Raw genomic sequence first — 255 nt, 5'->3', positions numbered from 1 at the left:
GAGTATAGATGGGCAGCACTCTAAAAGACGACATGTTGTACATGGGGATCGCACAGGCTGCGGCCACGATGTCTGTCGATCCAAAGCATCAAGTTGGGTGCGCGATTGTCACGCCCGACGACATGATCACGCTGGGTTGGAATGGTACACCTCCGGGACACGACAATGAGACGCGGGTTCCGAAGTTGGTGCGCTGTGAGCACGGCACCCTTCAGCTTCAAATGGCAACGAAGCCCACGGTTATGCACGCAGAGT

The 255-nt window shown here is 56.1% G+C and carries 1 protein-coding gene; it reads left to right on the top strand.

The genetic code is table 11. From position 1 onward, the window contains the following. Positions 1 to 8: 8 nt before the first annotated feature. The coding region (locus AC1RPX_RS08025; protein ID WP_481763371.1) for a cytidine/deoxycytidylate deaminase family protein at positions 9 to 255 on the top strand (247 nt) is incomplete at its 3' end.

It is taken from the genome of Dellaglioa sp. CoH-56-MRSF-14, assembly GCF_056782115.1.
Note: the sequence above shows the minus strand (reverse complement) of the source record. Positions and strands in the feature narration are given on the sequence as shown.